The 24,598-nt window shown below is 76.6% G+C and carries 24 protein-coding genes and 1 tRNA gene; 16 read left to right on the top strand and 9 right to left on the bottom strand.

Annotated features, from left to right (window positions below):
- Positions 1-19 precede the first annotated feature (19 nt).
- The 4 genes from FS882_RS17200 to FS882_RS17185 all read left to right on the top strand — a co-directional run bounded on the left by FS882_RS17200 (position 20) and on the right by FS882_RS17185 (position 4,306).
- Positions 20-1,213, top strand: coding sequence for a homoserine O-acetyltransferase (locus tag FS882_RS17200; RefSeq protein WP_158374869.1), 1,194 nt, complete (start codon positions 20-22; stop codon positions 1,211-1,213).
- A gap of 227 nt (positions 1,214-1,440) precedes the next feature.
- Positions 1,441-2,259: a maleylpyruvate isomerase N-terminal domain-containing protein gene (locus tag FS882_RS17195; RefSeq protein WP_158374867.1), complete on the top strand. Its 819-nt coding sequence runs from the start codon at positions 1,441-1,443 to the stop codon at positions 2,257-2,259.
- An 84-nt stretch (positions 2,260-2,343) separates the two neighbouring features.
- A complete protein-coding gene (locus FS882_RS17190; RefSeq protein WP_158374866.1) occupies positions 2,344-3,306 on the top strand; it encodes a zinc-binding dehydrogenase in 963 nt (320 codons plus the stop codon).
- A 31-nt stretch (positions 3,307-3,337) separates the two neighbouring features.
- Complete coding sequence (locus FS882_RS17185; RefSeq protein WP_158374864.1) at positions 3,338-4,306, top strand: alpha/beta hydrolase; 969 nt, start codon at positions 3,338-3,340, stop codon at positions 4,304-4,306.
- A 24-nt stretch (positions 4,307-4,330) separates the two neighbouring features.
- Here the strand turns inward: FS882_RS17185 and FS882_RS17180 are convergent, their stop codons facing one another.
- Together FS882_RS17180 and FS882_RS17175 are read right to left on the bottom strand one after the other, a co-directional pair.
- A complete protein-coding gene (locus tag FS882_RS17180) occupies positions 4,331-5,401 on the bottom strand; it encodes a hypothetical protein (protein ID WP_158374862.1) in 1,071 nt (356 codons plus the stop codon).
- Between the two features lie 202 nt (positions 5,402-5,603).
- Entirely contained in the window at positions 5,604-5,897 is a 294-nt protein-coding gene (locus FS882_RS17175; protein WP_158374860.1) for an MTH1187 family thiamine-binding protein, read from the bottom strand.
- Positions 5,898-6,087: 190 nt separating this feature from the next.
- On the opposite strand from FS882_RS17175, the gene FS882_RS17170 reads away from it, so the two are divergent.
- Together FS882_RS17170 and FS882_RS17165 are read left to right on the top strand one after the other, a co-directional pair.
- Positions 6,088-6,513 carry a DUF4383 domain-containing protein gene (locus tag FS882_RS17170; protein ID WP_158374858.1) on the top strand — a complete coding sequence of 142 codons (426 nt, stop codon included), beginning with the start codon at positions 6,088-6,090 and terminating at the stop codon, positions 6,511-6,513.
- On the top strand, positions 6,510-7,151 hold the full coding sequence (locus tag FS882_RS17165; protein WP_158374857.1) for a hypothetical protein: 642 nt from the start codon (positions 6,510-6,512) through the stop codon (positions 7,149-7,151). The genes FS882_RS17170 and FS882_RS17165 overlap by 4 nt, the downstream gene beginning before the upstream one ends.
- Before the next feature lie 253 nt (positions 7,152-7,404).
- Here FS882_RS17165 and rplA read toward each other — a convergent pair whose 3' ends face one another.
- The 5 genes from rplA to FS882_RS17140 all read right to left on the bottom strand — a co-directional run bounded on the left by rplA (position 7,405) and on the right by FS882_RS17140 (position 10,121).
- Positions 7,405-8,124: a 50S ribosomal protein L1 gene (gene rplA / locus FS882_RS17160; protein ID WP_158374855.1), complete on the bottom strand. Its 720-nt coding sequence runs from the start codon at positions 8,122-8,124 to the stop codon at positions 7,405-7,407.
- A gap of 110 nt (positions 8,125-8,234) precedes the next feature.
- Positions 8,235-8,666: a 50S ribosomal protein L11 gene (rplK, locus tag FS882_RS17155; protein ID WP_147795436.1), complete on the bottom strand. Its 432-nt coding sequence runs from the start codon at positions 8,664-8,666 to the stop codon at positions 8,235-8,237.
- Between the two features lie 96 nt (positions 8,667-8,762).
- Positions 8,763-9,578: a transcription termination/antitermination protein NusG gene (nusG, locus tag FS882_RS17150; RefSeq protein ID WP_158374853.1), complete on the bottom strand. Its 816-nt coding sequence runs from the start codon at positions 9,576-9,578 to the stop codon at positions 8,763-8,765.
- Between the two features lie 71 nt (positions 9,579-9,649).
- Positions 9,650-9,934, bottom strand: a complete 285-nt coding sequence (secE, locus tag FS882_RS17145; RefSeq protein ID WP_262348376.1) for a preprotein translocase subunit SecE — start codon at positions 9,932-9,934, stop codon at positions 9,650-9,652.
- A 114-nt stretch (positions 9,935-10,048) separates the two neighbouring features.
- Positions 10,049-10,121 (bottom strand) — tRNA-Trp (locus FS882_RS17140).
- Positions 10,122-10,462: 341 nt separating this feature from the next.
- Between FS882_RS17140 and FS882_RS17135 the strand changes: the two genes are divergently transcribed.
- The 10 genes from FS882_RS17135 (at position 10,463) to FS882_RS17090 (ending at position 22,165) form a co-directional block, all read left to right on the top strand.
- Positions 10,463-11,080, top strand: a complete 618-nt coding sequence (locus tag FS882_RS17135) for a hypothetical protein (protein WP_158374849.1) — start codon at positions 10,463-10,465, stop codon at positions 11,078-11,080.
- Between the two features lie 16 nt (positions 11,081-11,096).
- Positions 11,097-12,512 carry an immunoglobulin domain-containing protein gene (locus tag FS882_RS17130; RefSeq protein WP_158374847.1) on the top strand — a complete coding sequence of 472 codons (1,416 nt, stop codon included), beginning with the start codon at positions 11,097-11,099 and terminating at the stop codon, positions 12,510-12,512.
- A complete protein-coding gene (locus FS882_RS17125; protein ID WP_158374845.1) occupies positions 12,509-13,288 on the top strand; it encodes a hypothetical protein in 780 nt (259 codons plus the stop codon). Before FS882_RS17130 ends, FS882_RS17125 begins: the two co-directional genes overlap by 4 nt.
- Positions 13,289-13,332: 44 nt before the next feature.
- Complete coding sequence (locus tag FS882_RS17120) at positions 13,333-15,906, top strand: LuxR family transcriptional regulator (RefSeq protein WP_158374843.1); 2,574 nt, start codon at positions 13,333-13,335, stop codon at positions 15,904-15,906.
- A 31-nt stretch (positions 15,907-15,937) separates the two neighbouring features.
- Complete coding sequence (locus FS882_RS17115; RefSeq protein WP_158374841.1) at positions 15,938-17,167, top strand: pyridoxal phosphate-dependent aminotransferase; 1,230 nt, start codon at positions 15,938-15,940, stop codon at positions 17,165-17,167.
- Between the two features lie 98 nt (positions 17,168-17,265).
- Entirely contained in the window at positions 17,266-18,168 is a 903-nt protein-coding gene (locus FS882_RS17110; RefSeq protein ID WP_158374840.1) for an ABC transporter ATP-binding protein, read from the top strand.
- Positions 18,165-19,004: an ABC transporter permease gene (locus FS882_RS17105; RefSeq protein ID WP_158374839.1), complete on the top strand. Its 840-nt coding sequence runs from the start codon at positions 18,165-18,167 to the stop codon at positions 19,002-19,004. The genes FS882_RS17110 and FS882_RS17105 overlap by 4 nt, the downstream gene beginning before the upstream one ends.
- A 22-nt stretch (positions 19,005-19,026) precedes the next feature.
- On the top strand, positions 19,027-20,322 hold the full coding sequence (locus tag FS882_RS17100; protein ID WP_158374838.1) for a sensor histidine kinase: 1,296 nt from the start codon (positions 19,027-19,029) through the stop codon (positions 20,320-20,322).
- An 86-nt stretch (positions 20,323-20,408) separates the two neighbouring features.
- The gene (locus FS882_RS17095) at positions 20,409-20,975 is read left to right on the top strand and encodes a response regulator (protein ID WP_410053297.1); all 567 of its coding nucleotides are present in this window, start codon (positions 20,409-20,411) and stop codon (positions 20,973-20,975) included.
- Between the two features lie 149 nt (positions 20,976-21,124).
- Entirely contained in the window at positions 21,125-22,165 is a 1,041-nt protein-coding gene (locus FS882_RS17090; RefSeq protein ID WP_158374837.1) for an adenosine deaminase, read from the top strand.
- A gap of 67 nt (positions 22,166-22,232) precedes the next feature.
- Here the strand turns inward: FS882_RS17090 and FS882_RS17085 are convergent, their stop codons facing one another.
- Together FS882_RS17085 and FS882_RS17080 are read right to left on the bottom strand one after the other, a co-directional pair.
- Entirely contained in the window at positions 22,233-23,327 is a 1,095-nt protein-coding gene (locus FS882_RS17085; protein WP_158374836.1) for a UDP-N-acetylmuramate dehydrogenase, read from the bottom strand.
- A complete protein-coding gene (locus FS882_RS17080) occupies positions 23,324-24,568 on the bottom strand; it encodes an MFS transporter (protein WP_158374835.1) in 1,245 nt (414 codons plus the stop codon). The genes FS882_RS17085 and FS882_RS17080 overlap by 4 nt, the downstream gene beginning before the upstream one ends.
- Between the last annotated feature and the right edge of the window lie 30 nt (positions 24,569-24,598).

Below are 24,598 nucleotides of genomic sequence, written 5' to 3'. Positions count from 1 at the left end.
ACCGACGTCAGGACGCCCCGTGCCCCACCGCACCACCCGCACCACCCCAGCCGCCGGTCCGGGCGACCGCAGCGGGCGGCCCGCACCGGGCACCCCGCCCCGTGCGTCGTCCGCCTGGCGCGAGGGCGACCCGGTGGGCCGGCGCCGGTTCGTCGACGTCGGCGCCCTCGACCTGGAGGCCGGCGGCCGGCTGCCCGACGTGCGGATGGCCTACGAGACCTGGGGCACGCCCGCCCCCGACGGCTCGAACGCCGTGCTCGTGCTGCACGCGCTCACCGGCGACTCGCACGTCACCGGCGACGCCGGACCCGGCCACCCGACGCCCGGCTGGTGGTCGACGCTCGTCGGCCCGGGGGCGCCGATCGACACCGACCGGTGGTTCGTCGTGGCGCCGAACGTGCTCGGCGGCTGCCAGGGCAGCACCGGCCCGGCGAGCACCGCGCCCGACGGCCGGCCGTGGGGCAGCCGGTTCCCGCAGCTGACCGTCCGCGACCAGGTCGCGGCCGAGCTGCGGCTCGCCGACGCGCTGGGCGTCGGGTCCTGGGCGCTCGTCGTGGGCGCGTCGATGGGCGGGCAGCGCGCGCTGGAGTGGGCGGTCACCGCGCCGGACAGGGTCCGGCGGCTCGCCGCGATCGCCACCAGCGCGCAGACCTCCGGCGACCAGATCGCCTCGTTCCACACCCAGCTCACCGCGCTGACCGCCGACCCGCGGTTCCGCGGCGGCGACTACTACGACGCCCCCGACGGCGAGGGCCCGCACGTCGGGCTCGGGCTCGCGCGGCAGATCGCGCACCAGACCTACCGCAGCGCCGCCGAGCTCGACGCCCGGTTCGGCCGCATCCCGCAGGGCGGCGAGGAGCCGCTCGACGGCGGTCGGTTCGCGGTGCAGTCCTACCTCGACCACCACGGGGACAAGCTCGCGCGCCGGTTCGACGCCAACACCTACGCCGTGCTCACCCGCTCGATGATCACGCACGACCTGGGCCGGGACCGCGGCGGCGTCGAGGCCGCGCTCGCCACGGTCACCGCGGACACGCTGGTGGTCGCGGTCGACTCCGACAGGCTGTTCCTGCCCGAGCAGTCCGCGCGGATCGCCGCCGGGGTCCCGGGGGCCCGCCCGCTGCGCACGCTGCGGACGCCCTACGGCCACGACGGGTTCCTCATCGAGCACGAGCAGCTCGGGCCGCTCGTGCGCGAGCACCTGGCGGGCTGAGGCCGCGCGGGCGGGCCGGACCCCGGGCGGCGAATGGATCCTTTCGCACGGACTCGCCCGGGCGTGTTCGTGCGAGAGGATCCATTCGCGGGCGCGGGGGCACGGGGGCACGGGGGCACGGGGCACGGGGGCACGGGGGCACGGGGGCACGGGGGCACGGGGGCGCCGGGGCGCCGGGGGCGCGGACGGCGGGCCGGGCGCGCGTCCGGGTCTGGCACGCTGACCCCATGAGGACCGGGGACGTGACCGCGCGCACCGAGGTGCTGCGCCGGCAGTGGGACGCGCTGCGCTCGTGGGTCGGGGACGTGCTGGACGCCGACACCGCGCGCGCGGCCAGCGTGCTGGACGGGTGGAGCGTCGCCGAGCTCGTCGCGCACCTCGGCCGGGCGATGGACGCGCTCGCCGTGTGCGAGCCCGCGCCGGCGGGCACGGTGCCGCTCACCCTCGCCGAGTACCTGGGCTCGTACGCGGGCCGGGCCGCCGACATCGACCGGGTCACCAAGGAGCTCGCGGCGGAGATCGCCGACGACCCGCTGCGGCACGTCGACGCGCTGGTCCAGCGCGCGCTGCGCCGGGCGGACGAGCTCGGCCCCGACGACCGCGTGGTGCAGGCGCGCCGCGGCCCCGTCCTGCTGTCCACCATGCTCGCCTCCCGGGTCACCGAGCTCGTCGTGCACGCCGACGACCTGCAGCGCTCCCTCGCGCGCGCCCGCGGCGCCGCCCCCGGGTCGCGGGCGGAGCTCGGCACCGGCGTCGGGCCGCTGCCGGGCGTCCCGGGCGGGCTCGGGCCGGAGGGCGGCCTCGGCGACGGGGTCACCTCGGCCGGGCCGCTCGACGGCGACGCGCTCGACCTCGTGGCGACGGAGCTGCTGCACATCGTGCAGGCCCGCGGCGGCTGGGACCTCGACGTCGTGCAGCCGCTGACCTGGGTGCGCCTCGCCGCCGGCCGGGTGCCGTACGACGTCGACGTGCTGGCGGCGGCGCTCGCGCCGCGGTTCACCTCGGACTCGGTCCCGGACCTGGGTCGGATGCTCCCTCTCCTCTGACCCGCCCGCCCCCGCACCCCGCGCGCCCGAACGCCGGGGCGCGGGTCCCGGGTCGCCGGGCGACGGCGGGGCTAGGGTCGAGGGGTGCTCGCCGCGATGGTCACCCGGTTCTCGCCCGACGACCCCCTGGCGGGGCTGACCGTCGGGGAGCACCCCGAGCCCGAGGCCCGGGAGCACTGGACGACCGTCGACGTGCGCGCGGCGGCGCTGAACCAGCACGACCTGTGGTCGCTGCGCGGCGTGGGCCTGAGGCCCGAGCAGCTGCCGATGGTGCTGGGCACCGACGGGGCCGGCGTCACCGCCGACGGCCGGGAGGTCGTGCTGCACGCCGTGATCGGCGGCGCGTCCGGGCACGGCGTCGGTCCGGCGGAGCCGCGGTCGCTGCTGTCCGAGCGGTATCCCGGCACGATCGCCGAGCGGGTCGCGGTCCCCACGTGGAACCTCGTCGCCAAGCCCGCCGCGCTGTCGTTCGTCGAGGCGGCCTGCGTGCCGACCGCCTGGCTCACCGCGTACCGGATGCTGTTCGTGACCGGCCGCGCGCAGCCCGGGCAGCGGGTGCTCGTGCAGGGCGCGGGCGGCGGCGTCGCCACGGCCGCGATCCGGCTCGCCGCCGCGGCGGGCCTCGAGGTCTGGGTGACCAGCCGGGACGAGCGCCGGCGTGCGCGGGCCCTGGAGCTCGGCGCCGCGGGAGCCGTCGGCGCCGGCGAGCGGCTGCCCGTCCGCGTCGACCTGGTCATCGAGACCGTCGGCGCCGCGACCTGGTCGCACTCGGTGCGCTCCGTGCGGCCGGGCGGGACCGTCGTCGTCGCCGGCGCCACCACCGGGGACCCCGCCGCGATGGAGATCCAGCGCGTGTTCTTCCTGGAGATCGCGGTGCTCGGCGCGACGATGGGCAGCAAGCAGGACCTGGAGCAGCTGCTCGCGTTCCTCGCCCGCACCGGCGTCCGGCCGGTCGTCGACTCGACCGTCCCGCTGGCCCGGGTCGGCGACGGCCTGGCACGCTTGGCGCGCGGCGAGCAGTTCGGCAAGGTCGTCGCAGAGGTCTGACGGCCCCCGGGGCCGACGAGGGGGGCGCGCCATGGCCGGCCGGTGGCAGGAGGACGTCCTCGGCGAGGACTACCGGGTCCGGACGATCGACCTGGCGCCGGACGACGAGGGCGAGGTCGTCGCCAGCCTCGTCCGGTACGCGCCGCCGACGCCCGAGCGGCTGCGGCCCTCGCGCGCGGTGCTGTACCTGCACGGCTGGTCCGACTACTTCTTCCAGACCGGCCTCGCCGAGTTCTGGCACGCGCAGGGGGCCGCGTTCTACGCCCTCGACCTGCGCAAGTACGGGCGGAGCCTGCGGCCGCACCAGACCCCCGGGTACGTCGCCGACCTGCGCACGTACGACGAGGAGATCGAGGCCGCGCTCGAGCAGGTGCACCGCGACCTCGGCCGGTTCGCGCGCGTGATGCTCATGGGCCACTCGACCGGCGGGCTGATCGCGTCGCTGTGGGCGAACCGGCATCCCGGGCGCCTGCACGGCCTCGTGCTCAACTCGCCGTGGCTCGAGCTGCAGGGCGCGGCACTGGCACGGCACATCAGCGCCCCCGCGATCGCCCGGCTGGCCCGGCTGCAGCCGAAGGCGCCGCTGCCCAACATCGACCCCGGCTACTACGCCCGCACCCTCCGCGCCGCCGACGGCGGCGAGTGGACCTACGACGACGCCTGGCGGCCGGTGCCGTCGTTCCCGGTGCGGGCCGGCTGGCTGGCGGCGATCCTGGCCGGGCACGCCGAGGTGGCCCGTGGGCTGCACATCCGGGTGCCCGTGCTGATGCTGGCGTCCGACCGGACCGTCATCAGCCCGCGGTGGAGCGAGGACATGCGCGCCGCGGACGTGGTGCTCGACGTCGAGCTGCTGGCCCGGCGCGCGGTGCAGCTCGGGCCGGTGGTGTCGGTGGTGCGGATCACGGGCGGGCTGCACGACCTCACGCTGTCGCCGGCGCCGGTCCGGGCGCGGCTGTACGCCGAGATCAGCCGGTGGGCGGCGGCGTACGGCTGGTCGTGAGGGACCGCGGCGGCGCGCGGGCCGTCAGGCGCCGACGGCCTCGCCGAGCGTCGGGCCGTCCTCGCCGAACCGCCACACCCGCCAGCCGTCGGCCGGCCGCTCCAGGTCCGCGGCCGCGGTCGCGGCGCTGCTCGGGTCGGCGTGCACGCTGCCGTCGGCGAGCTCGATCAGCCCGTCCACCCGGAGCGTCGCCACCAGCCGCTGGTTGCGGCGCACCCGGTGCCACACCAGCTCGAGGTCGCGGCGCTCGGCGGCGGCCAGCGCCTCCAGCTCGGGCAGCGGGTCGGCCGCGTCGCCGTCGCGCGGTGCCGGGACGTCGTCCACGACGGGCGGGATCAGCGTGGTCTCGTCCGTCCGCGGCGCGGGGCGCGGCGCGGCCGCGGGCGCGGCGTGCCGGTGGTGCTCGGCGTCGTCCGGGCGGACCACCGGGGTCGGGTCGGTCGCGGCGACGCCGCGCTGGGCGCCCGAGGCGGCCGTGCGCCCGGCGGTCACCGGCACCGCGCCGGTCCGCGGCCCCGGCTCGACGGCGCGGCGCTGGCCGGGGGTCGTGCGCAGCGGGGACACGTCGACGTAGCGGCGGCCGCCGGGGCCCTGCGTCACGCCCAGCCGCAGCACCTCCACGCCGCCGGCGGCCGTCACGTGGTCGACCGCCTCCAGCACGTCCTCCGCGACGTCGGCGCACACCACGACGAGCCGGGCGCCCGGCGGCACCGGCCGCTGCGACTGCAGCACCGGCGCACGGTCCCGGAACACCGCCAGGTCCGCCTCGAACGCCTCCGGCCCGCCGCGGTACATCCGCGCGAGCTCGGCACGGCTCAGCCGGGCCGCGCCGCCCGCGTGCCGCAGCGCGCGCACCAGGCCCGCCTCGTCCAGCAGCTGCACGACCTCGACCACCACGGGCCGCGAGCCCGCGTCCAGCGCCAGCAGGTGCGGGCCGCCGCTGCCGCCCTCGCGGACCGGGAGCACCTGCTCGCCCAGGAGGTCCGACACGTGCTCGGTCACCAGCGCGGACGAGTCGGACTCGAACGCGTCGGCCCGGGGCCGCATCGGCTGGACGAGGGTCCCCTGGCCGCCGTCGAGCTCGAAGATCGCCATCAGTCCGCTGCATCCCTTCCCGCGGCCCCCTGCCGGACCGCCCCACCGCGCCGCACGCACCGCTGCTCGGTGCCCGGCACCGCCGGGCGCTCCACCCCGCGGAAGTCTTCCACCCCGGGCACCGCACGGGTCCCCGGGCTCACCCATCTGCACGAGATGTCCACGCCGACGCGCCCGGCACGGGGGCCGGACGCGCGCGCCGTCACGCGGACAGGTGCTCCTCCAGCCGCTCGACCTTGCCGGTCAGCTCACCCGTGCGCCCCGGCCGGACGTCCGCCTTCAGCACCAGGCTCACCCGGCCGGCGTGCCGGCCGACCGCCTCGGACGCCCGCTTCACGACGGCCATGCACTCGTCCCACTCGCCCTCGATCGTGGTGAACATCGCGTCGGTGCGGTGCGGAAGGCCGGAGTCCCGGACGACGCGCACGGCGTCGGCCACGGCCTCGGTCACGGACTCACCCGCACCGAGCGGGGACACGGAGAACGCCACGAGCATGCCTCCCACCCTGGTGCACGGGACGGGGGTCCGTCCAGCCCCCGGACGGGTGCGGGGCGCGCGCGCACGGGTGCGGCGCGCTTCACCCGCAGGCCGGACCCATCCGGTCCCGCCCCGGCTCCGAACCCCGACCAGCGCACGCCCCGTGCGCCACACCAGCGGGGACGTCACCCCGGGAGGAGAGATCACCATGGGCCAGTCTGCCAACCGCCTCGTCGGCGGGATCTTCGGCGCCGTCTACCTGCTCGTCGGGATCGCCGGGTTCTTCGTGAGCTCCGGCGCCGACTTCGCGGGGACCGAGGGCGGGACGCTGATCTTCTTCGAGGTCAACCCCCTGCACAACATCGTGCACCTCGCGATCGGCGCCGCCCTGCTGGGCGCCGCCCTGTCCTCCGTGCGGGCCGCGCGCGGCGCGAACACCACCGTCGGCGCGGTCTACCTGCTGGTCGGCCTGCTCGGCCTGTTCCTCGTCGGGTCGTCGGCCAACATCCTCGCCCTGAACGGCGCGGACAACGTGCTGCACTTCGCCAGCGCGATCCTGCTGCTGGGCGTCGGCCTGGGCGCCGACCGCGCCGACCGCGCCGCCACCGCCCCGGCCGCGGCGCGCCGGGCGTGAGCGCGTCGCTCGCCGGTCGCGTGCCCGGGCCGGCGCGGGGGCTGCTCGGCGGCCGCACGCACGCCCCGGCGCGGCCGGCGGGCGGCGCCGTCGTCCCGGACGCCGGCGCGGTCCGCGAGGGCGCGCTCGAGGCGCTGGCCCGGCAGTGGTCGTCGCTGGCGGCGCTCGGCCTGGGGCTGGTCGCCTGCGGCGTCGGCGCGGGCCACCTCGAGCACCACCTGCCCGTGGGCGTCGCGCTCGCCGCCCTGGGGCTCGTCACCCTCGGCTGGGGCGTCCTCGCCCTGCGCGGACCCGCCCCGGCGCCCCGCGCAGCCGCCGGCGTCGCCCTGGCGGCGGGGCCGGCGGTGCTGCTCAGCGCCCCGCTGACCGGGACGGCGACCACCGCCGCCGAGGCGGCCGCGCTGGTGCTGGCGCTGGCGACCGGCGTCCTGCTCGCCCTCGGCCTGCGCGCGGCGGGCGCCCCGGGGTCCCGGCGCCGGGCCCCCGGCGGGGCGGGTCAGGCGGGGACGCTCGCGGCGGGCGCGCTGCTGGTGGCCCTGGTGACCGTGCCGGGCCTCGCGGCCACCGAGGCGGGCGCCCACGCGGTCCCGCACGGCTCGCACGGCCTCCCGGCCGACACGGGACACGCGGGGCACTAGCCCCGCACCGGCCGGCCCCCTGACAGGGCCGGCCCACGACCGCCGCGCGGCGTCGGCCGGGACTGCTCCCCCGGCGCCGCGCGGCCCCGCGCGGACCGTCGTCGCCGAGCGCGGTGGTTCGCGCCGGGCGCGGTAGCAGGAGCTGCCGCGCTCGGCTGGAGCCACCGCGCTCGGCGCCACCGCTCGAGCGCGGACGGCGGAGGCCCGGCACCCCCTCAGGGGTGCCGGGCCTCCGTGTTCCGGGTGAGGTGGCTCAGGCCGCCTCGTCCTCCGAGGTGAGGTTCCGGGTCTTGTTCTGGTCGACCAGGATGCCGGGGCCGTTCGTGGTCGAGACGGTCGCCTTGGTGATGTAGCGGCCCTTCGACGCGGACGGCTTGAGACGCAGGATCTCCTCCAGCGCGGCGGCGTAGTTCTCCACCAGCTGGGTGTCGGAGAACGACGTCTTGCCGATGATGAAGTGGAGGTTCGCGTGCTTGTCGACGCGGAACTCGATCTTGCCGCCCTTGATGTCGGCGACGGCCTTCGCGACGTCCATGGTCACGGTGCCGGTCTTCGGGTTCGGCATGAGGCCACGCGGACCGAGCACCTTGCCGAGACGGCCGACCTTGCCCATGAGGTCCGGGGTCGCGACCGCGGAGTCGAAGTCGGTGTAACCGGCCGCGACCTTCTCGATCAGCTCGTCGCCGCCGACCTCGTCCGCACCGGCGGCGCGGGCCTGCTCGGCACGCTCACCGGTCGCGAACACGATGACGCGGGCGGTCTTGCCGGTGCCGTGCGGCAGGTTGACCGTGCCGCGGACCATCTGGTCCGCCTTGCGCGGGTCGACACCGAGGCGCATGGCGACCTCGACGGTCGCGTCGTACGACGTGGTCGACGTGGCCTGCGCGAGGCGGATCGCCTGCAGCGGGTTGTAGGTGGTGCCGGCCTCGATCTTCTCGGCCGCGGCGCGGTACGCCTTGCTGTGCTTCGCCATCTGCTCTCTCTCCTTCAGCAGTCGTGGTCGTCGGGCCGCACAGGGCCCTGCCACTGGGGCGCCCGCCCCGGAGGTCCCGGGGCGGGCGGTGGTTCAGTCGAGCCGGGGGCTCAGCCCTCGACCTTGATGCCCATCGAGCGCGCGGTGCCGGCGATGATCTTCTCGGCGGCGGCGAGGTCGTTGGCGTTCAGGTCCTCGAGCTTGGTCGAGGCGATCTCGCGGACCTGGTCCGCGGTCAGCGTCGCGACCTTGACCGTGTGCGGCGTGGGCGAGCCCTTCGCGACACCGGCGGCCTTCTTGATGAGCTCCGCGGCCGGCGGGGTCTTCGTGATGAAGGTGAAGGACCGGTCCTCGTAGACCGTGATCTCCACCGGGATCACGTTGCCGCGCTGCGACTCGGTGGCCGCGTTGTAGGCCTTGCAGAACTCCATGATGTTGACACCGTGCTGACCCAGCGCCGGACCGATCGGCGGGGCGGGGGTCGCCGCACCGGCGTTGATCTGGAGCTTGATGAGGCCGGTGACCTTCTTCTTCGGGGGCATGAGCCACCCTTTCTTCTCTCGTGGGCCGACGCCGTGGGCGATGACCCGGTTGCAGTGCTGCGTCCGCGCGCGCCCCGCGTGGCGCGGGGCGGCGGGTCAGATCTTGGCGACCTGGCTGAACGACAGCTCGACCGGGGTCTCCCGGCCGAAGATGGAGACGAGGACCTTGAGCTTCTGGTTCTCGGGGCTGATCTCGGAGATCGTGGCCGGCAGCGTGTCGAACGGGCCGTCGGTGACGGTGACCGACTCGCCGACGGTGAAGTCGACCTCGATCGGGGTGGCCGTCTTCTGCTGCGGGGCGGCGGCCGGGGCCTTCGCCTCGATCGTCGGCGCCAGCATGGAGAACACCTCGTCGAGGGTCAGCGGGACCGGCTGGTGGGTGTGGCCCACGAAGCCCGTGACGCCCGGGGTGTGCCGGACGGCGCCCCACGACTCGTCGGTGAGGTCCATGCGCACGAGGACGTAGCCGGGGATCCGGACGCGGCGCACGACCTTGCGCTGCGCGTTCTTGATCTCGACGACCTCCTCCATGGGGACCTCCACCTGGAAGATGAAGTCCTCCATGTTGAGGCTCTGGATGCGGTTCTCGAGGTTCGTCTTGACCCGGTTCTCGTAGCCGGCGTACGAGTGGATGACGTACCAGTCGCCGAACTGCGACTTGAGCTGCGCCTTGAACGCGGCGACCGGGTCCTCGTCGACGTCGACGTCGTCCTCGTCGGCGGAGCCGGCCTCGTCCTCGACGGCCTCGTCCTCGACCGGCTCGTCGTCGACCTCGACGGCCTCGACCTCGTCGGCCGCCTCGTCCGCGGGCTCGCCGGCGGCCGGGGCCTCGACCGCCTCGACCGACGCCAGGGCGTCGTCGAGCTCGGACTCGGCGGCACCCAGACCGGGCTCCTGCGATTCCTGCGACACGGGCGAACCTGCTTTCTGCTGCGGAAGGTGGTGCTGAGGTGACGTGCGCCCCGCGGGGGCGCCGCGGAGGCTCAGCCCCCGAAGATCCAGAACGTGGCCCGGCCGATGCCGAAGTCCACGAGGGTCACGAAGGCCATCACGACGGCCACGAAGACCAGCACGACGGCGGTGTAGGTCACCAGCTCGGACCGGGTCGGGCGGACGACCTTCTTGAGCTCCGCGATCACCTGGCGGACGAAGAGGGCGATCCGGGCGAACAGGCCGCGCTTCTTCTCCGGGCGGGCGGCCTTCTTGCCGCCGGTCCGCTCCGCGGGCTCGCCCGCGTCGGACGCCGCCACGGGTGCCGAGTCGCTCACCTGATCGATTCCCCTACGTCTCGCGACGCCGGCCGTCGCCGGGCGCCTCATGTCGGCCGGCGGCCGCGCCCCGGGAGGTCCCCGGGGGAGCCGCGCGGTCCGTGACCACACGCGCAGGGCAGGCGAGACTCGAACTCGCAACCGCCGGTTTTGGAGACCGGTGCGCTACCAATTGCGCCACTACCCTACGGCGGCGTCGATCCGTGACGAGCGCCCCGCCGGGGCACGGCTCATCATGGCGGACGTCAACCACCGGTGGACCACTCTACGCGACGCGCGGGCCGAGGTCGAACCACCTCCGAGACGCCCCGGCGCCGGAGGGCGCCACCCGGGCGACGAGTTCGTCCTCGGCCCCTCCGCACGGCCGGGACCTTGGTCGTAGGTCGCCCCGTCGGCGGGATCGGTACTCCGGCCGCCCGCCACCGATCTCCGCCGTCCCGCACGCCTAGTCTCCGGCCCGCCCGGGCCTGGTCCCTGCGGCCGGACGACAGTGGCACTGACGGCGACAGCGCAGAGGACGGAGACATCGTGTCCAGGACGATCGACCAGACCAAGCCCTCCCGCGGCCGGAGCCTCCGCACGATCGCCGCGGTCGTCGGCATCGGCGCCGTGGCGGCGACCGCCGTCGGCACCGGGGCGCTCAGCACGCTGTACACGACCCTCGCCGGGAACACCTTCCGGGCCGAGGTGCCGGACGCGGGCACGGCGCCCCAGGGCGCCCTGCTCCGGATCGCCGGCGACCCGATCGACCACACCTTCGACACCTCCGGGCACGTCGACCAGGTGCGCGGCGACTGGACGCTGACCAACCACGGGCCGGACGCCACGACCTGGGACGGGGCCTTCGACGTCGGGGCCGACGTGCCCGCGACGCTGGCCGCGGCGCTCACGGTCGAGTACGGCGTCCTGGACGACCAGGGCCAGGTCATCGGGTGGCGGGACGCCGGCACGCTTGCCGAGCACCGCAGCATCGGCGACGTGCTGCACGGGACGCAGGCGGTCACGATCGCCGGCGGCGAGTCGGTGCCGATCGCGGTGCGCGTCGTCCTGCCGGATCCGCGCGACCTCGAGGGCGCCGCGGGCGACGAGCTGACCCTTGTCGCCGACTTCACGGTGTCCTACCTCGACCCGCGGCTCGGGTCCTGAGCGCGAGGCGACCCCCGTGTCCCCGCTCCGCATCGTCCGGGCGGCCGCCACCGTGCTGCTGGCCGTGCTCGGTGCGCCGTCGGCCGGGCAGGCGCACGGGGAGGGTCTGCCCCCGGTGGCACGCGGCTCGACGCGGCAGGCGGCATCCGTGCTGGTGCTGGCGCTGACCGTCCTGCTGGCGGCCCCGGCGGCGGCGGCCCCTGCCCCGCCAGTCTCGCCCGCCGGGGCGGCGAGCCGGTCGTTGCCCGCCGGCCACTCGGTGGCGGAAGGCGGGTCCGTGACCCTGGACGCGTCCGAGGACGCCACCGCGGGCGGGGTCGCGCCGACGTCCGCCCAGTGGTCCGTGTCCACGGACGGGCAGACGTTCACCGACATCCCCGGGGCGACAGACCTCACCCTCACGCTGTCCGACGTCACGATGTCGATGGACGGCTGGCACTACCGGCTCCGCGTGATGCGGTTCCCCGTGTGGCTCGAGATCGGGCCGACCGTCCTGCACGTCATCCCGGCGGTGCCGGTCGTCACGCTGCACCCCGTCGACCAGACCGTGGGCGTCGGCGCCACCGCGATCTTCACGGCGGCGTACGGCGGGACCGCCGCGGCCACCACGACGCACTGGGAACGCTCGACGGGTCCCGACGGCCCCTGGACCACGATCGAGGGCGCGACGACCCCGGCGCTGGCCGTCGGCCCGGTGGGCCTGCCGGAGAGCGGCACCCGGTACCGGGCGCGGTTCAGCAACACGGGGGGGTCGGTCACGACGGACTATGCGGTGCTCACCGTCAAGGCGCCCCCCACCGTGACACGGCACCCGTCGCACACCGTCGCACCCGAACGCACCGCGGTGACCTTCTCCGCGGAGTACACCGGCGAGCCGCCGCTCACCGCCCGGTGGCTCCGCTCGACGGACGGCGGGCAGACCTGGGAGCTCCTGGACGCGCCGGAGGGACCGACCCTGACGCTCGACCCGGTCACCCTCGACATGGACGGGTGGTGGTACCGCTTGCGCGTGGACAACGAGTTCGGCACCCGGTGGACCACCGGCGCCCGGCTCACCGTCGAGGTCGCGAGGCCGGTCGTGACCGAGCACCCCGCCCCGCAGATCGTGACCGAGGGCGGCTCCGCGACGTTCCGCGCCGCGTACGGCGGGACCGACGCGCCCGTCGCGGCGCAGTGGCAGGTGAGCACCGCCGGCGGTACCGACTTCCAGGACGTGCCGGGCGGCACCTCCCTGCCGCTGGTCCTCAGCGGCGTCACCGCGGAGATGGACGGGTGGCAGTACCGGGCGCAGTTCACGAACGAGGCCGGGCCGGCGTGGTCGGAGCCCGCCCGGCTGACGGTGCTGTGGGAGGTGCCCGCGCTGACGCTGCGGGTGACGCCGCGGGTGACGCTGGTGGACGCGCTGCCGACGGGCGCGCGGGGAGCGGGGTGAGCACGGTGCGATGGTGGTCCCGGGCGCGATGGGCGGCGCTGGTCTCGGTCGCCGCTGCCGGGCTGGCGGTCGGCGGCGATGCCGCCGCGGCGGGGACGCGGGCGGCGAACACCGACCCGGCCACCGCCCTCACCGTGCAGGGGGAGCCCCTGAGGCACACCTTCGACCTGGCGCATCCCGGTGACGCCGTGGCCGGTGAGTGGCGCGTCTCGGCGGCCGGCACCGCGTCCAGGGCCGCACCGGTGCCGTTCGACGGCGTGCTGACAGCGGACCGACCGGTGGCCGAGACGCTGGCGCGGGCGCTGGCCGTCGAGTACGGCCGGGTCGACGCCGTCGGGCGGCTCGTGGAGTGGCACGCGGCCGGAACGCTCGCCGAGCCGGTGTCCTACGGCGACGCCCTGGGGGCCGAGCCCCGGGTGCACGCGGGCGGCCAGGTCGTCGTCCCGGTGCGGGTGTCCCTACCGGACCCGGCGGCCGTGACGGGCGCCCCGGGCGAGGTGCAGGTGGTGCGGGCGGCGTTCGTCGTGTCCTGGTTCGGCGACGCCCCGGCCGGGTCGGGGGCAGTCCCGCCCCCGGGTGCCGGCACGGCCCCGGACCCGGTCCGCAGGGGCCTCGCCCGGACCGGCGGGACGGCCGCCGCGCTCGCGCTCGGTGCCGCCGCGCTCCTGCGTGCCGGCACCGCGCTCGCGCGCCGCCCCGCTCGCTCCGCCACGACGGGACCGACCGCGGTGACCAAGGACCCCGCCCCCGCCACCCGCGGCCGTCTACGCTCGTGACTGCCCGACGGTCGTGGGGGGCGCCCGGACCCGGGGAGGACGGCGTGCCCCTGTGGAACGACGAGGCCCGTCGCGTGCTCGACCTGGTGGACCGGGGCGTGGGCGTCCGGGTGACCGGCGGCCCCGGTTCCGGCCGGTCCGCGCTGCTGAGCCGGCTCGACGACCTGCTCCGCGAGCGCGGGCGCAACGCGTTCCGCGTCCTCGGCGCGGCCGGGGTCCCCGACCTGGAGGCGCTGCGCCTGTCCCTGCCGCCCGGCCTCGGGGCGCGGCTGCGCGATCCGGTGGTGGTGTTCGCGCGGCTCTACGAGGTCCTGCACGAGTTCCTCGCCGACGGCGACCACGTCGTCCTGCTCGAGGACGCGCACCTGCTGGACCCGCGGTCCCGCGCGCTGCTCGGTCTGCTGCGCGCCCGCCTGGGCAACCCCGTCGTCGCGACGGTGCCGCCCGGGCCCGACGCCTGGCTCGCGCGCACCGTGCAGCCGCTGGCCGAGCTGCGGCTGGACGGGCTCGGGGTCGACCGGCTGCACGCCGTCCTGGAGGAGCACGTCGGCTGCGCGGTGTCCCCGGCCGTCGCCGCGCAGCTGCACGCCGAGTCCGGCGGGCTGCCGGTGCTGGCCTGCGCGCTGCTGGAGGCCGCGGTCGCGGACGGGGCGGTCGCCGCGGCGGACGGCGTGGTGGCCGAGACCGGCCCGCGACGCCCCGGGGCCGACTGGCCCTGGACGCCGCACCTTGCCGGCCTGGAGCAGGAGGAACGGGACGCGCTCGACGTGCTCGCGGTCGTCGGGGGTGTCAGCACGGCCACCGCGGAGGCCCTGTGCGGTGGCGCCGTCGAGCGGCTGGAGGACGCCGGCGTGCTGCGCACCGGGCGCGACCCGGGCGCACCGGAGCGCCCGTTCCCCGTGGTCCAGCTGCATCCGCCCGGCCTGACGGACCGGGTCGCGCGGGCGCCGCTCACCGGCCGCCGGCGGCGGGTGCTCGCGGAGGCGCTGCACCGGGCCGAGCGGACCTCGCACGCGGATCGGGCCGCCCAGCTGCTGCGCGCCCGGCTGGCCGCCGACGGCGATCCCCCGGTCGGCGTGGCGCCGCCGGGCGACCTGCCGGCCCACCCGGAGTCACCGTCGGCGCGCGACCTCGCGGACGCCGTCTCCGCCGCCTCCTCCGCCCGTGCCGTGGCCGCGGAGCGGCACGCCGCCACCCGGGCGTGGCGCGACCGCGGCTCCGCCGAGGACGCCGTGCGCCTCGTGCGCTGCCTGCTCGACTCCGGCGAGCGCGCGACCGCGCACGAGGTGCTGGACCGCGCGGAACGCACCGCCGACCCGGCACCGTTCACCACGGTCGAGCTCCGGTACCTCCGCGCGCGGCTGCGCCTCGGCGCAGGGGAGCCCTGCGACGCCGTGCTCGCCGACCTGACGGACCTGCCGCCCTGCTCGCCGGCCCACCCCGCGCTCGTCGCCCTGTCGGTCGCGCTGCAGGCGGAGTTCGACGCGGTGCCCCCGGACCATGCGGCCGTGCTCGCGCCCCTGACCGCGGAGCCGGGGTTCGGCGGCGCGACCGCGCGTGTCGCGCTCGCGGCGTGCCGGCTGGTGCTGGGCGAGCCCCGCGACGCCCTCGGGGTGCTGGCGGTCGACCGGAGCGGCTGGCCGGCGCTGCTGGGCGAGAGCGCGGACCTGCTCACGGGGGTCGCCGTGTTCGGGGACAACCGGATGGACGACGCGCTGGCGCACGGGCGGGCGATGGTCCGCCGCGCAGCGGACAGCGCATCCCCGGCCGCCGTCGGCGGCCGGTACATCGCCGCGCTCGCGATGACGGCGCGGCTGCAGCTCGCCGATGCCCGCCGGGAGCTGTACGCCGTGCTCGCCTCCGGCGCCGGCGCCCGCTGGCTGGTGCTGCCGCCCGACGGGGCGGTCCGGGTGCTGCTCGCGACGCTCGTGCTGGCCGGCTGGCCGGAACCGGGGGCGGAAGGGCCGCTGCACCTCGCCCGGCAGCCCACCGGGTGCGGCGCGGCGCTGCCGTTCGGCGACCCGGCGTCCGCCACGGCGATGGACCTGTACGCCCACGACGACCCCGAGCGGGCCGTGCGGGTGCAGGACGAGATGCTCGAGCGGTTGGTCGAGCGGCGGTACGGGCTGGCCGCGGACGTCGCCCAGCTGCACCGGCTGCTGCTGCGGTACGACCCCCAGCGTGCCCGGCGCACGGCCGGCGGCGCGGACCGGCTCGGTGGCCCGCGGTACGCGGCCTACCTCGCCGCCGCGCGGGCGCTGCACGACGAGGATCCCCGGGCGCTGATGGCGGCCGGGCACCAGCTCGTCGACCTCGGCGTGCGACCGCTCGCGGCGCGGTGCTTCCGCAACGCCGGCCGGCTGCTCCGGCTGGCGGGCGACCCGGAGCGGGCGGCGCAGGCGGACCACGCGCTGCGGGACGCCGAGCCCGCCGCGGGCCTCGCCTCGGTGCTCACCGGCCGGGAGCGCGAGATCGTCGGGCTGGTCGCCCTCGGGGAGTCGAACGGCGCCATCGCCGCCCGGCTGTTCCTGAGCCGGCGGACGGTGGACGCGCACCTGCGCAACATCCGCCGGAAGACGGGCGCCCGGGACCGGGCCGAGATCGCGCGCCTCGCGTGAGCCCGGCCGCGTCCTCTGCGAGGATGGCCCCGTGAGCGCGTCCGCCCCCGCCCAGCCCGCCCGCCCCCGTCGCGTGTCCGCCCGTGTGGGGGGCATCGCCGAGTCCGCCACCCTCGCGGTGGACGCGAAGGCCAAGGCCCTCAAGGCCGCCGGCCGGCCGGTCATCGGCTTCGGCGCCGGGGAGCCGGACTTCCCGACGCCGGACTACATCGTCGAGGCCGCGGTGGCCGCCGCGCGGAACCCCGCGAACCACCGCTACTCCCCCGCCGGCGGGCTGCCCGCGCTCAAGGAGGCGATCGCGGCCAAGACGCTGCGCGACTCCGGCTACGCGATCTCCCCCGCCGACGTCCTCGTGACCAACGGCGGCAAGCAGGCCGTCTACCAGGCGTTCGCGACGCTGCTCGACCCGGGCGACGAGGTGCTGCTCCCGGCCCCGTACTGGACCACCTACCCCGAGGCGATCCGGCTGGCCGGCGGCGTGCCCGTCGAGGTGGTCGCCGGCGTCGACCAGGGCTACAAGGTCACCGTCGAGCAGCTCGAGGCCGCACGGACCCCGCGGACCAAGGTGCTGCTGTTCTGCTCGCCGTCGAACCCGACCGGCGCCGTCCACTCGCCGGAGCAGACCGCCGAGATCGGCCGCTGGGCGCTCGAGCACGGCATCTGGGTCGTCACCGACGAGATCTACGAGCACCTCACCTACGACGGCGCGGTGGCGACGCCGGTGCTGTCCGCGGTCCCCGAGCTCGCGGACACCACGGTCGTGCTGAACGGCGTCGCCAAGACCTACGCGATGACCGGCTGGCGGGTCGGCTGGCTCGTCGGCCCGTCGGACGTCGTCAAGGCCGCGACGAACCTGCAGTCGCACCTGACGTCCAACGTCGCCAACGTGTCCCAGCACGCCGCCATCGCCGCGCTCACCGGTGACCTGTCGGCCGTCGCCGCGATGCGCGAGGCGTTCGACCGCCGCCGGCGGACGATGGTGTCGATGCTGTCCGAGATCGACGGCGTCGTGATCCCCGCCCCGGAGGGCGCGTTCTACGCCTACCCGGCGGTGGACGGGCTGCTCGGCCGCACGTTCCGCGGCGTCACGCCCACCACCTCCGCCGAGCTGGCCGCGCTGCTGCTCGACCAGGCGGAGGTCGCGGTGGTCCCGGGCGAGGCGTTCGGGCCGAGCGGGTACCTGCGGTTGTCCTACGCGCTGGGCGACGCCGACCTGGCCGAGGGCGTCGGGCGCATCCAGGCGCTGCTCGCCGAGGGCTGACCCGACCCGGCCGACCCGCCCGTCCACCGATCGGTGGACGGGCGGTCCCGTCCCCCGGTCGTCCCGCCCCGCGACCCCCGCCCGCCAGGCTGGGTGCCATGGACGACAGCGACCTGGCGGTCCGGGTGACCGGCCTGCAGAAGCGGTACGGCGAGAAGCGCGCCGTGGACGGGCTCGACCTGACGGTGGCCCGCGGCGAGATCGTCGCCGTGCTCGGCCCGAACGGGGCGGGCAAGACGACGACGGTCGAGATCCTGGAGGGCTACCGGCACCGGGACGGCGGTGACGTCCGCGTCCTCGGCGCCGACCCGCAGACCGCGGGACGCGACTGGCGCGCCCGCATCGGCATCGTGCTGCAGGGCACGCACGACCTCGCCGAGGCGACGGTCTCCGAGCTCGTGCACCACTTCGCCCGGTACTACCCGGACCCGCGGGACCCCGACGAGGTGATCGAGGCGGTCGGCCTGCGCGAGAAGGCGCGGACCCGCAGCCGGCAGCTGTCCGGCGGCCAGCGGCGGCGCCTCGACGTCGCGCTGGGCATCGTCGGGCGCCCGGAGCTGCTGTTCCTCGACGAGCCGACGACCGGGTTCGACCCGGAGGCCCGGCACGCGTTCTGGGACCTGGTGTCCGGGCTGCGCGACGGGGGCACCACCATCCTGCTGACGACGCACTACCTGGAGGAGGCCGAGCACCTGGCCGACCGGGTGGCCGTCGTCCGGTCCGGGCGGGTCGTGGCGGTCGACACCCCGGCCGACCTCGGCGGTCGCTCGGCCCGGCAGGCGGTCGTCCAGTGGACCGAGGGCGGCGCGGTCCGCCGCGAGCAGACCGACGCCCCCACCGCGCTGGTCGCGGCGCTCGGCGCCCGGCTCGGCGGCGAGGTCCCCGGCCTGCAGGTCGTCCGGCCGACGCTGGAGGACATCTACCTCGGGCTCATCGCGGACGACGAGCTCGGCACCCCGGCGGCCCCGTCCGCCCTGGCGACGACGGAGGCCGCACGATGAGCGCCACGACCACGGACCGGACCACGACCGGCCGCCTGCCCGGGACCCTGCCCCTCGGCGTCGAGCGGGCCCGCTACGAGATCCGCGGGTTCTTCCGCGAGCGGGACGCGATCATCTTCATCTTCGCGTACCCGATCATCATGCTGGCGATCTTCGCCACGGTGTTCGGCCAGGACGGCGCGGAGGTCGCGGACGGCGTGCCGTTCGCGCAGTACTTCCTGCCCGGCATGATCGCCACGGGCGTGCTGCTGTCGTCGTTCCAGTCGCTCGCCATCTCCATCCCGGTCGAGCGCGACGAGGGCGGGCTCAAGCGGCTCGGGGGGACGCCGCTGCCGCCGGCCGCGTACTTCCTGGGGAAGGTCGGCCAGGTGCTGGTCGTCTCCGTGGTCCAGGTGGCCCTCCTGCTGGCCGTCGCCGCCCTCCTGTTCGACGTCGACATGCCGGACGCCGCCGGGTGGGCCACGTTCGCCTGGGTGTTCCTGCTCGGCGCGGCCGCCGGCGCGGTGTGCGGGGTCGGGTTCTCGTCCCTGCCGCGGTCGGGCCGCTCCGCGAGCGCGGTGGTGACGCCGGTGGTGCTGGTGCTGCAGTTCATCTCCGGGGTGTTCTTCGCGTTCTACGACCTGCCGTCGTGGATGCAGCAGGTGGCGTCGGTGTTCCCGCTCAAGTGGATGGCGCAGGGCATGCGGTCGGTGTTCCTGCCGGACGAGGCGGCCGCCCTGGAGCCGTCCGGGTCCTGGCAGCACGGCGCCACCGCGGCGGTGCTCCTGGCGTGGCTGGTCGTCGGGCTGGTCGTCGGGGTGCGGACCTTCCGGTGGCGGCGCCGTGACGACGGCTGACCTGCGCCACACTGGGCCCGTGATGAGCGCAGCACGACCGGGGGACGGGGCGACGGCCCCGGCCCCCGGCGCCGCCCGTGCCGAGTCCGAGCGGACGATGTTCTGGCGCCGCTCGCTGGCCGGGTGGGACGCCGCCTTCTACGCCCTGCTGGCGATCAGCGCGATCTCCATCGTCACCGTCGCCGACAGCTACCCGCCGGCCGGCTCCACCTGGGCCGCGCTCGGCGGCCTGCTCGTGCTGCTGGCCGCGTACGTGCTCGTCGGCCGCCGCGGGGCGCGGACCGGCGACCTGCGGCTCACCCGGGCGTACCTGGTGGTGCTGGTGCTGGTGGTCTCGCTGTGCAGCGGGGTCAGCACCATCGGGTCGATCCTGCTGTTCGTCGGCTTCTCCCAGGTCTGGTTCTTCGCGGCCTCGATGCGCGAGGGCGTCGTGGCGTCCGTCGTGCTGGCGGTGTGCTCGTGCACCGCGATCGCCACGGCGGCGTTCGCGGCGGGCGAGGACCCGTCGGCGCGCGACCTGGTCGTGCTGGTCGCGCAGATGGCGGTCGGCCTGATCTTCTCCCTCGCGCTGGGCGTCTGGATCACCCGGGTCGCCGAGCGGTCCGAGGAGCGGGCGGAGCTGCTCGAACGGCTCGAGTCCGCCCAGGCCCAGCTCGCCGAGAGCAACCACGCCGCGGGGGTGCTCGCGGAGCGGGAGCGGATGGCCCAGGAGATCCACGACACGCTCGCGCAGGGTTTCACCAGCGTCGTGATGCTCGCGCAGACCGCGCAGGCGCAGCTCGACGCCGGCCGGGCCGAGCTCGCGCGGGACCGGCTCGACCAGGTGGAGCGGGTGGCCCGGGAGAACCTGGCCGAGGCGCGGGCCCTGGTCGCCGCGTTCGGGCCGGCCGCCCTGGCGGACGCCACGCTCGCCGAGGCGCTGGAGCGGCTGGCCGAGCGGTTCCAGGCCGAGACGGGGGTCCGCGTCGAGGTCGTGCTCGGCGACGCCGGCGCCCCGGACCGGGACACCGAGGTCGTGCTGCTGCGGGCCGCGCAGGAGGCGCTGGCCAACGTCCGCAAGCACGCGGGCGCCCGCCGGGTGCTGCTCCGGCTGGTGCGGGACGACGGCGCCCTGTCGCTCGAGGTGCTGGACGACGGGCAGGGCCTCGCGCCCGGCACCGCCGAGGGCGTCGGGCTGCGCGGGATGCGCGAGCGCGTCACCGCCGGCGGCGGGACGCTCGACGTGGCCGGGGAGCCCGGCCGCGGGACGCGGGTGCGGCTGGCGATGCCGCTCCGCGACGAGGGGCCGCACGCCGGCCCGGGGACGGGGACGGTGTGACCGCGCGGGAGCAGCAGGACACCACGGCGGCGGTACGGGTGCTGGTGGCCGACGACCACCCCGTGGTGCGGTCGGGCCTGGTCGGCATGCTGACCGTCGAGCCGGACGTCGAGGTGGTCGGCGAGGTCGCCGACGGGGCCGCGGCGGTCGAGGCCGCGCGGACGCTCCGGCCGGACCTGGTGCTGATGGACCTGCGGATGCCGGTGCTCGACGGCGCCGCCGCGACCGCGCGGATCGTCGCCGAGCTGCCGGGCGTGCGGGTGCTCGTGCTCACCACCTACGAGACCGATGCGGACATCCTGCGCGCGGTCGAGGCGGGCGCCACCGGGTACCTGCTCAAGGACACCCCGCGGGACCAGCTCGTGGCGGGCGTGCGCGGCGCCGCCCGGGGCGAGTCGGCGCTGTCGCCGTCCGTGGCGTCGCGGCTGGTGCAGCAGATGCGCGGCGAGGGCGAGCGGCTGACGGCGCGCGAGCTCGAGGTGCTGGCCGGGGTGGCGCGCGGTCTGTCGAACGCCGCGATCGGCCGGGAGCTGTACATCACCGAGGCGACCGTGAAGACGCACCTGCTGCGCTCGTTCGCGAAGCTCGGCGTCGACGACCGCACCCACGCGGTCACCGTCGCGATGCAGCGCGGCCTCCTCCCCGCGCCCTGACCCCGTGCCGGGCCCCGCCGAGGTCGAGGGTTTCGCGTCAAACCGCCCGCGCAACCCCTCGACCTCGACGCGAACCCTCGACCTCGCGCCGGCGGGGCCCCGGCGCGGCGGAGGGGGCGGGGCGCGCGGGGATCAGGCAGACTCGCCGGGTGCGCGACCTGGCCCTGCTCCCGAAGGCCCACCTGCACCTGCACTTCACCGGGTCGATGCGCGTGCAGACGCTCGCCGACCTGGCCGCTGAGCGGGGCGTCCGGCTGCCGGCCACGCTGCTCGACGGCGAGGGCCTGCGGGTCCCCGCCGACGAGCGGGGCTGGTTCCGGTTCCAGCGGCTGTACGACGCGGCCCGCGCGTGCGTCCGCGGCGAGGCGGACCTGCGCCGGATCGTGCGGGAGGCCGCGGCCGACGACGCCGCCGAGGGCTCGGGCCGGCTCGAGATCCAGGTCGACCCGACGTCGTACGCGCCTCCGGTCGGCGGCATCACGCCCGCCCTGGAGATCGTGCTGGACGAGGCGCGGTCGGCGAGCGCGGACCTCGGCGTCGAGGTGGGCGTGATCGTGGCCGCGTCCCGGATGCGGCACCCGCTGGACGCGCGGACCCTCGCGCGGCTGGCCGCCCGGTACGCGGGCGACGGCCCCGGCGAGGTCATCGGCTTCGGCCTGAGCAACGACGAGCGCCGCGGCGAGACCCCGGAGTTCGCCCCGGCCTTCTCGATCGCCCGGCGGGCGGGCCTGGCGTCCGTGCCGCACGGCGGCGAGCTGCTCGGCCCGCCCCACGTCGAGGACGTCCTGGAGTCGCTGGCCCCGGACCGCCTCGGCCACGGGGTGCGGTCGGCGGAGGACGGCGCGCTGCTGGGCCGGATCGTGGACCGCGGCATCGCCCTGGAGGTGTGCCCGGCGTCCAACGTGTCGCTCGGCGTCTACCGCCGGCCGGAGGACGTGCCGCTGCGCCGGCTGGTCGACGCGGGTGCGACGGTGGCCCTCGGTGCGGACGACCCGCTGCTGTTCGGGTCCCGGCTGGTGGAGCAGTACACGACGGCCCGCGAGGTGCACGGCTTCACCGACGCCGAGCTGGCCGACCTGGCCCGCGCGTCGATCCGCGCGAGCCGGGCCTCGGACGGCACGAGGGCGCGCCTCCTGGCCGGCATCGACGCGTGGCTGGCTGCCGACCCGGTTGCGCAACCCTCCGGTTGATCAACCCACCGCGCTCATTCGCGACGGGTGTGGGGCGACGGGCGCGCCGGGGCGGGCGCGTCCGGCGTCAGAGGTCGGCGCCCACCAGGACCGGCTCCGGCTCCAGCGTGATGCCGTAGCGGTGCGCGACGCCGTCGCGCACCGTGCGCGCCAGGGCGAGCAGGTCGCCGGCGTTCGCGCCGCCCCGGTTCGTCAGCGCCAGGGTGTGCTTGGTCGACAGCGCCGCCGGCCCCGGCAGGCCGTAGCCCTTCGTGAACCCGGACTGCTCGATCAGCCACGCGGCGCTGGTCTTCACGAGGCCCTCGCCGGCCGGGAACCGGGGCGCGTCCTCGGGGAGCGCCGCGGCGTCCGCCTCGGTCAGCACCGGGTTCGTGAAGAACGACCCCGCCGAGCGGGTGTCCGGGTCCGTGGGGTCGAGCACCATGCCCTTGCGGGCGCGCAGGGCCAGCACGGTCGCGCGCACCTCCGGCAGCGGCGCCCGCTCCCCCACCGCGATGCCGAGGGCCCGCGCGAGCTCGGCGTACCGGATCGGCTCCGAGAGGTCGGCGACGCGCAGCTGGAACGTCACGTCCAGGACGACGTACCGCGGCGTCGGGAACCAGGGGGCGCCGGGGTCGGCGGCGTCCGGCAGCGACCGCATCGACCGCTTGAGCAGCGACGTCCGGTAGCCGAACTGCAGGTCGACGACCGGGAGCGTCCGCACCCGGCTCTTCTGCCGGTCCCACACCCGCACCGTGGCGATCGTCTGGGCGACCTCCTGGCCGTACGCTCCGACGTTCTGGACGGGCGTCGCGCCCGTCGAGCCGGGGATCCCGGACAGCGCCTCGATGCCCTTGAGCCGGTGCGCGGCGGCGTGCGCGACCACGTCGTCCCACGGGGTGCCCGCGGCGACCGTGACGGTGACGCCGGCGCACGCCGAGTGGTCGGGCGTGGTCAGGTCGCGCCGGACGTCCCGGACCACCAGGCCGTCGAAGCCCGCGTCGGAGACGAGCAGGTTGGACCCGCCGCCCAGCACCAGCAGCGGGACGCCCTCGGCGTCGGCGGTGCGCACCGCGTCGATCAGCTCGGCCTCGGTGCTCGTCTCCACGAGCCGGTCGGCGGGGCCGCCCACCCCGAGGGTGGTGAGCTCGCTGAAGGTCGCGGACTGGACGTCGGTGGTCACGGGACGAGCGTAGGCCGCTCCGCGGGCTCCCGCCGCGCCGGTGCCGCGGCGTTCACCACGAGCAGGCCGATGACGATCGGCACCGCGATCGCCAGCAGCGCGTGCCGGTAGCCGACCTCGTGCGCCAGCAGGCCGAGCAGCGGCGGGCCGGCCAGGAACGCCGAGTAGCCGATGGTCGACACCACGGACACCCGGGCGGCCGCGTGCAGCGGGTCGTCGCTCGCCGCGCTCATCCCGACCGGGAACCCGAGCGCCGCGCCCATGCCCCACAGCACCGCGCCAAGCAGCGCGAGCCACAGCAGGTCGTCCGGGACCAGGCCGAAGATCAGCAGGCCGACCAGCGCGAGGCCCGCGCACAGCCGCAGGACGGCGACCCGCCCGAACCGGTCGAGCAGCGCCGTACCCAGGAACCGCATCACGGTCATGGCGGTGACGAAGACGCCGAACGAGATGGCGCCGACCGCGTCGGACTGGTCGAAGCCGTCGACCACCGCGAGGCTCAGCCAGTCGTTGCCGGCGCCCTCGGTGAGCGCGGCGGCGAGGACGACCAGGCCGATGAGCAGCGTGCGCGGCTCCAGCCAGGCGGCGAACACCGACCGCGGGGCGTGCGCGGCGTGCTCGCCGTCGGCGGCGGGCGCGTGCTGGCCCGCGGGCAGGAACGACCGCACCGCCACGAGCACCGCGACCGAGGACAGCAGGACGGCCACCGGGACGTGCACCTGCACCGGGACGTGCGCCGCGGCGACCACCGCGGCGACGCCGGCGGCGACCACCGTGCCGAGGGAGAAGCCCGCGTGGTACCGCGGCATGACGGTCTTCCCGAGCTTCTGCTCGACCATCGCGCCCTCGAGGTTCATCGCCGCGTCCCACACGCCGGTGCCGACCCCGAACACCACGAGGCCGGCGGCGGTCACGACGACCTCGCCCATCGCCGCGCCGAACGTCGCGATCGACAGGCCCGCCGCGTTGAGCAGCGCGAACCCGGCGACGGCCTTCACCGCGCCGATCCGGGTCACCACCAGCCCCGACAGCGGGAGCGCGACCAGCGAGCCGCACGACCCGACGAGCAGCAGCAGGCCCATCTGGGCCTCCGACAGGCCGAGGGCGTCCCGCACCGCCGGCAGCCGGGCCGCCCAGCTCGAGAAGTTGAACCCGGACAGGGCGAACACCACGAACACCGCGACCGAGGCGGTGCGCACGGCGCGCGGTGCGGACGGGGCGGCCGGGGTGGGGTGCGTCATCGCGGGGCTCCACGGGAGGTCGTGCGGGTA

This window comes from Cellulosimicrobium cellulans (assembly GCF_007679345.1).
GTDB lineage: Bacteria > Actinomycetota > Actinomycetes > Actinomycetales > Cellulomonadaceae > Cellulomonas > Cellulomonas cellulans_A.
The sequence above is the reverse complement of the archived record's forward strand: the minus strand, read 5'-3'. Positions and strand labels throughout refer to the sequence as shown.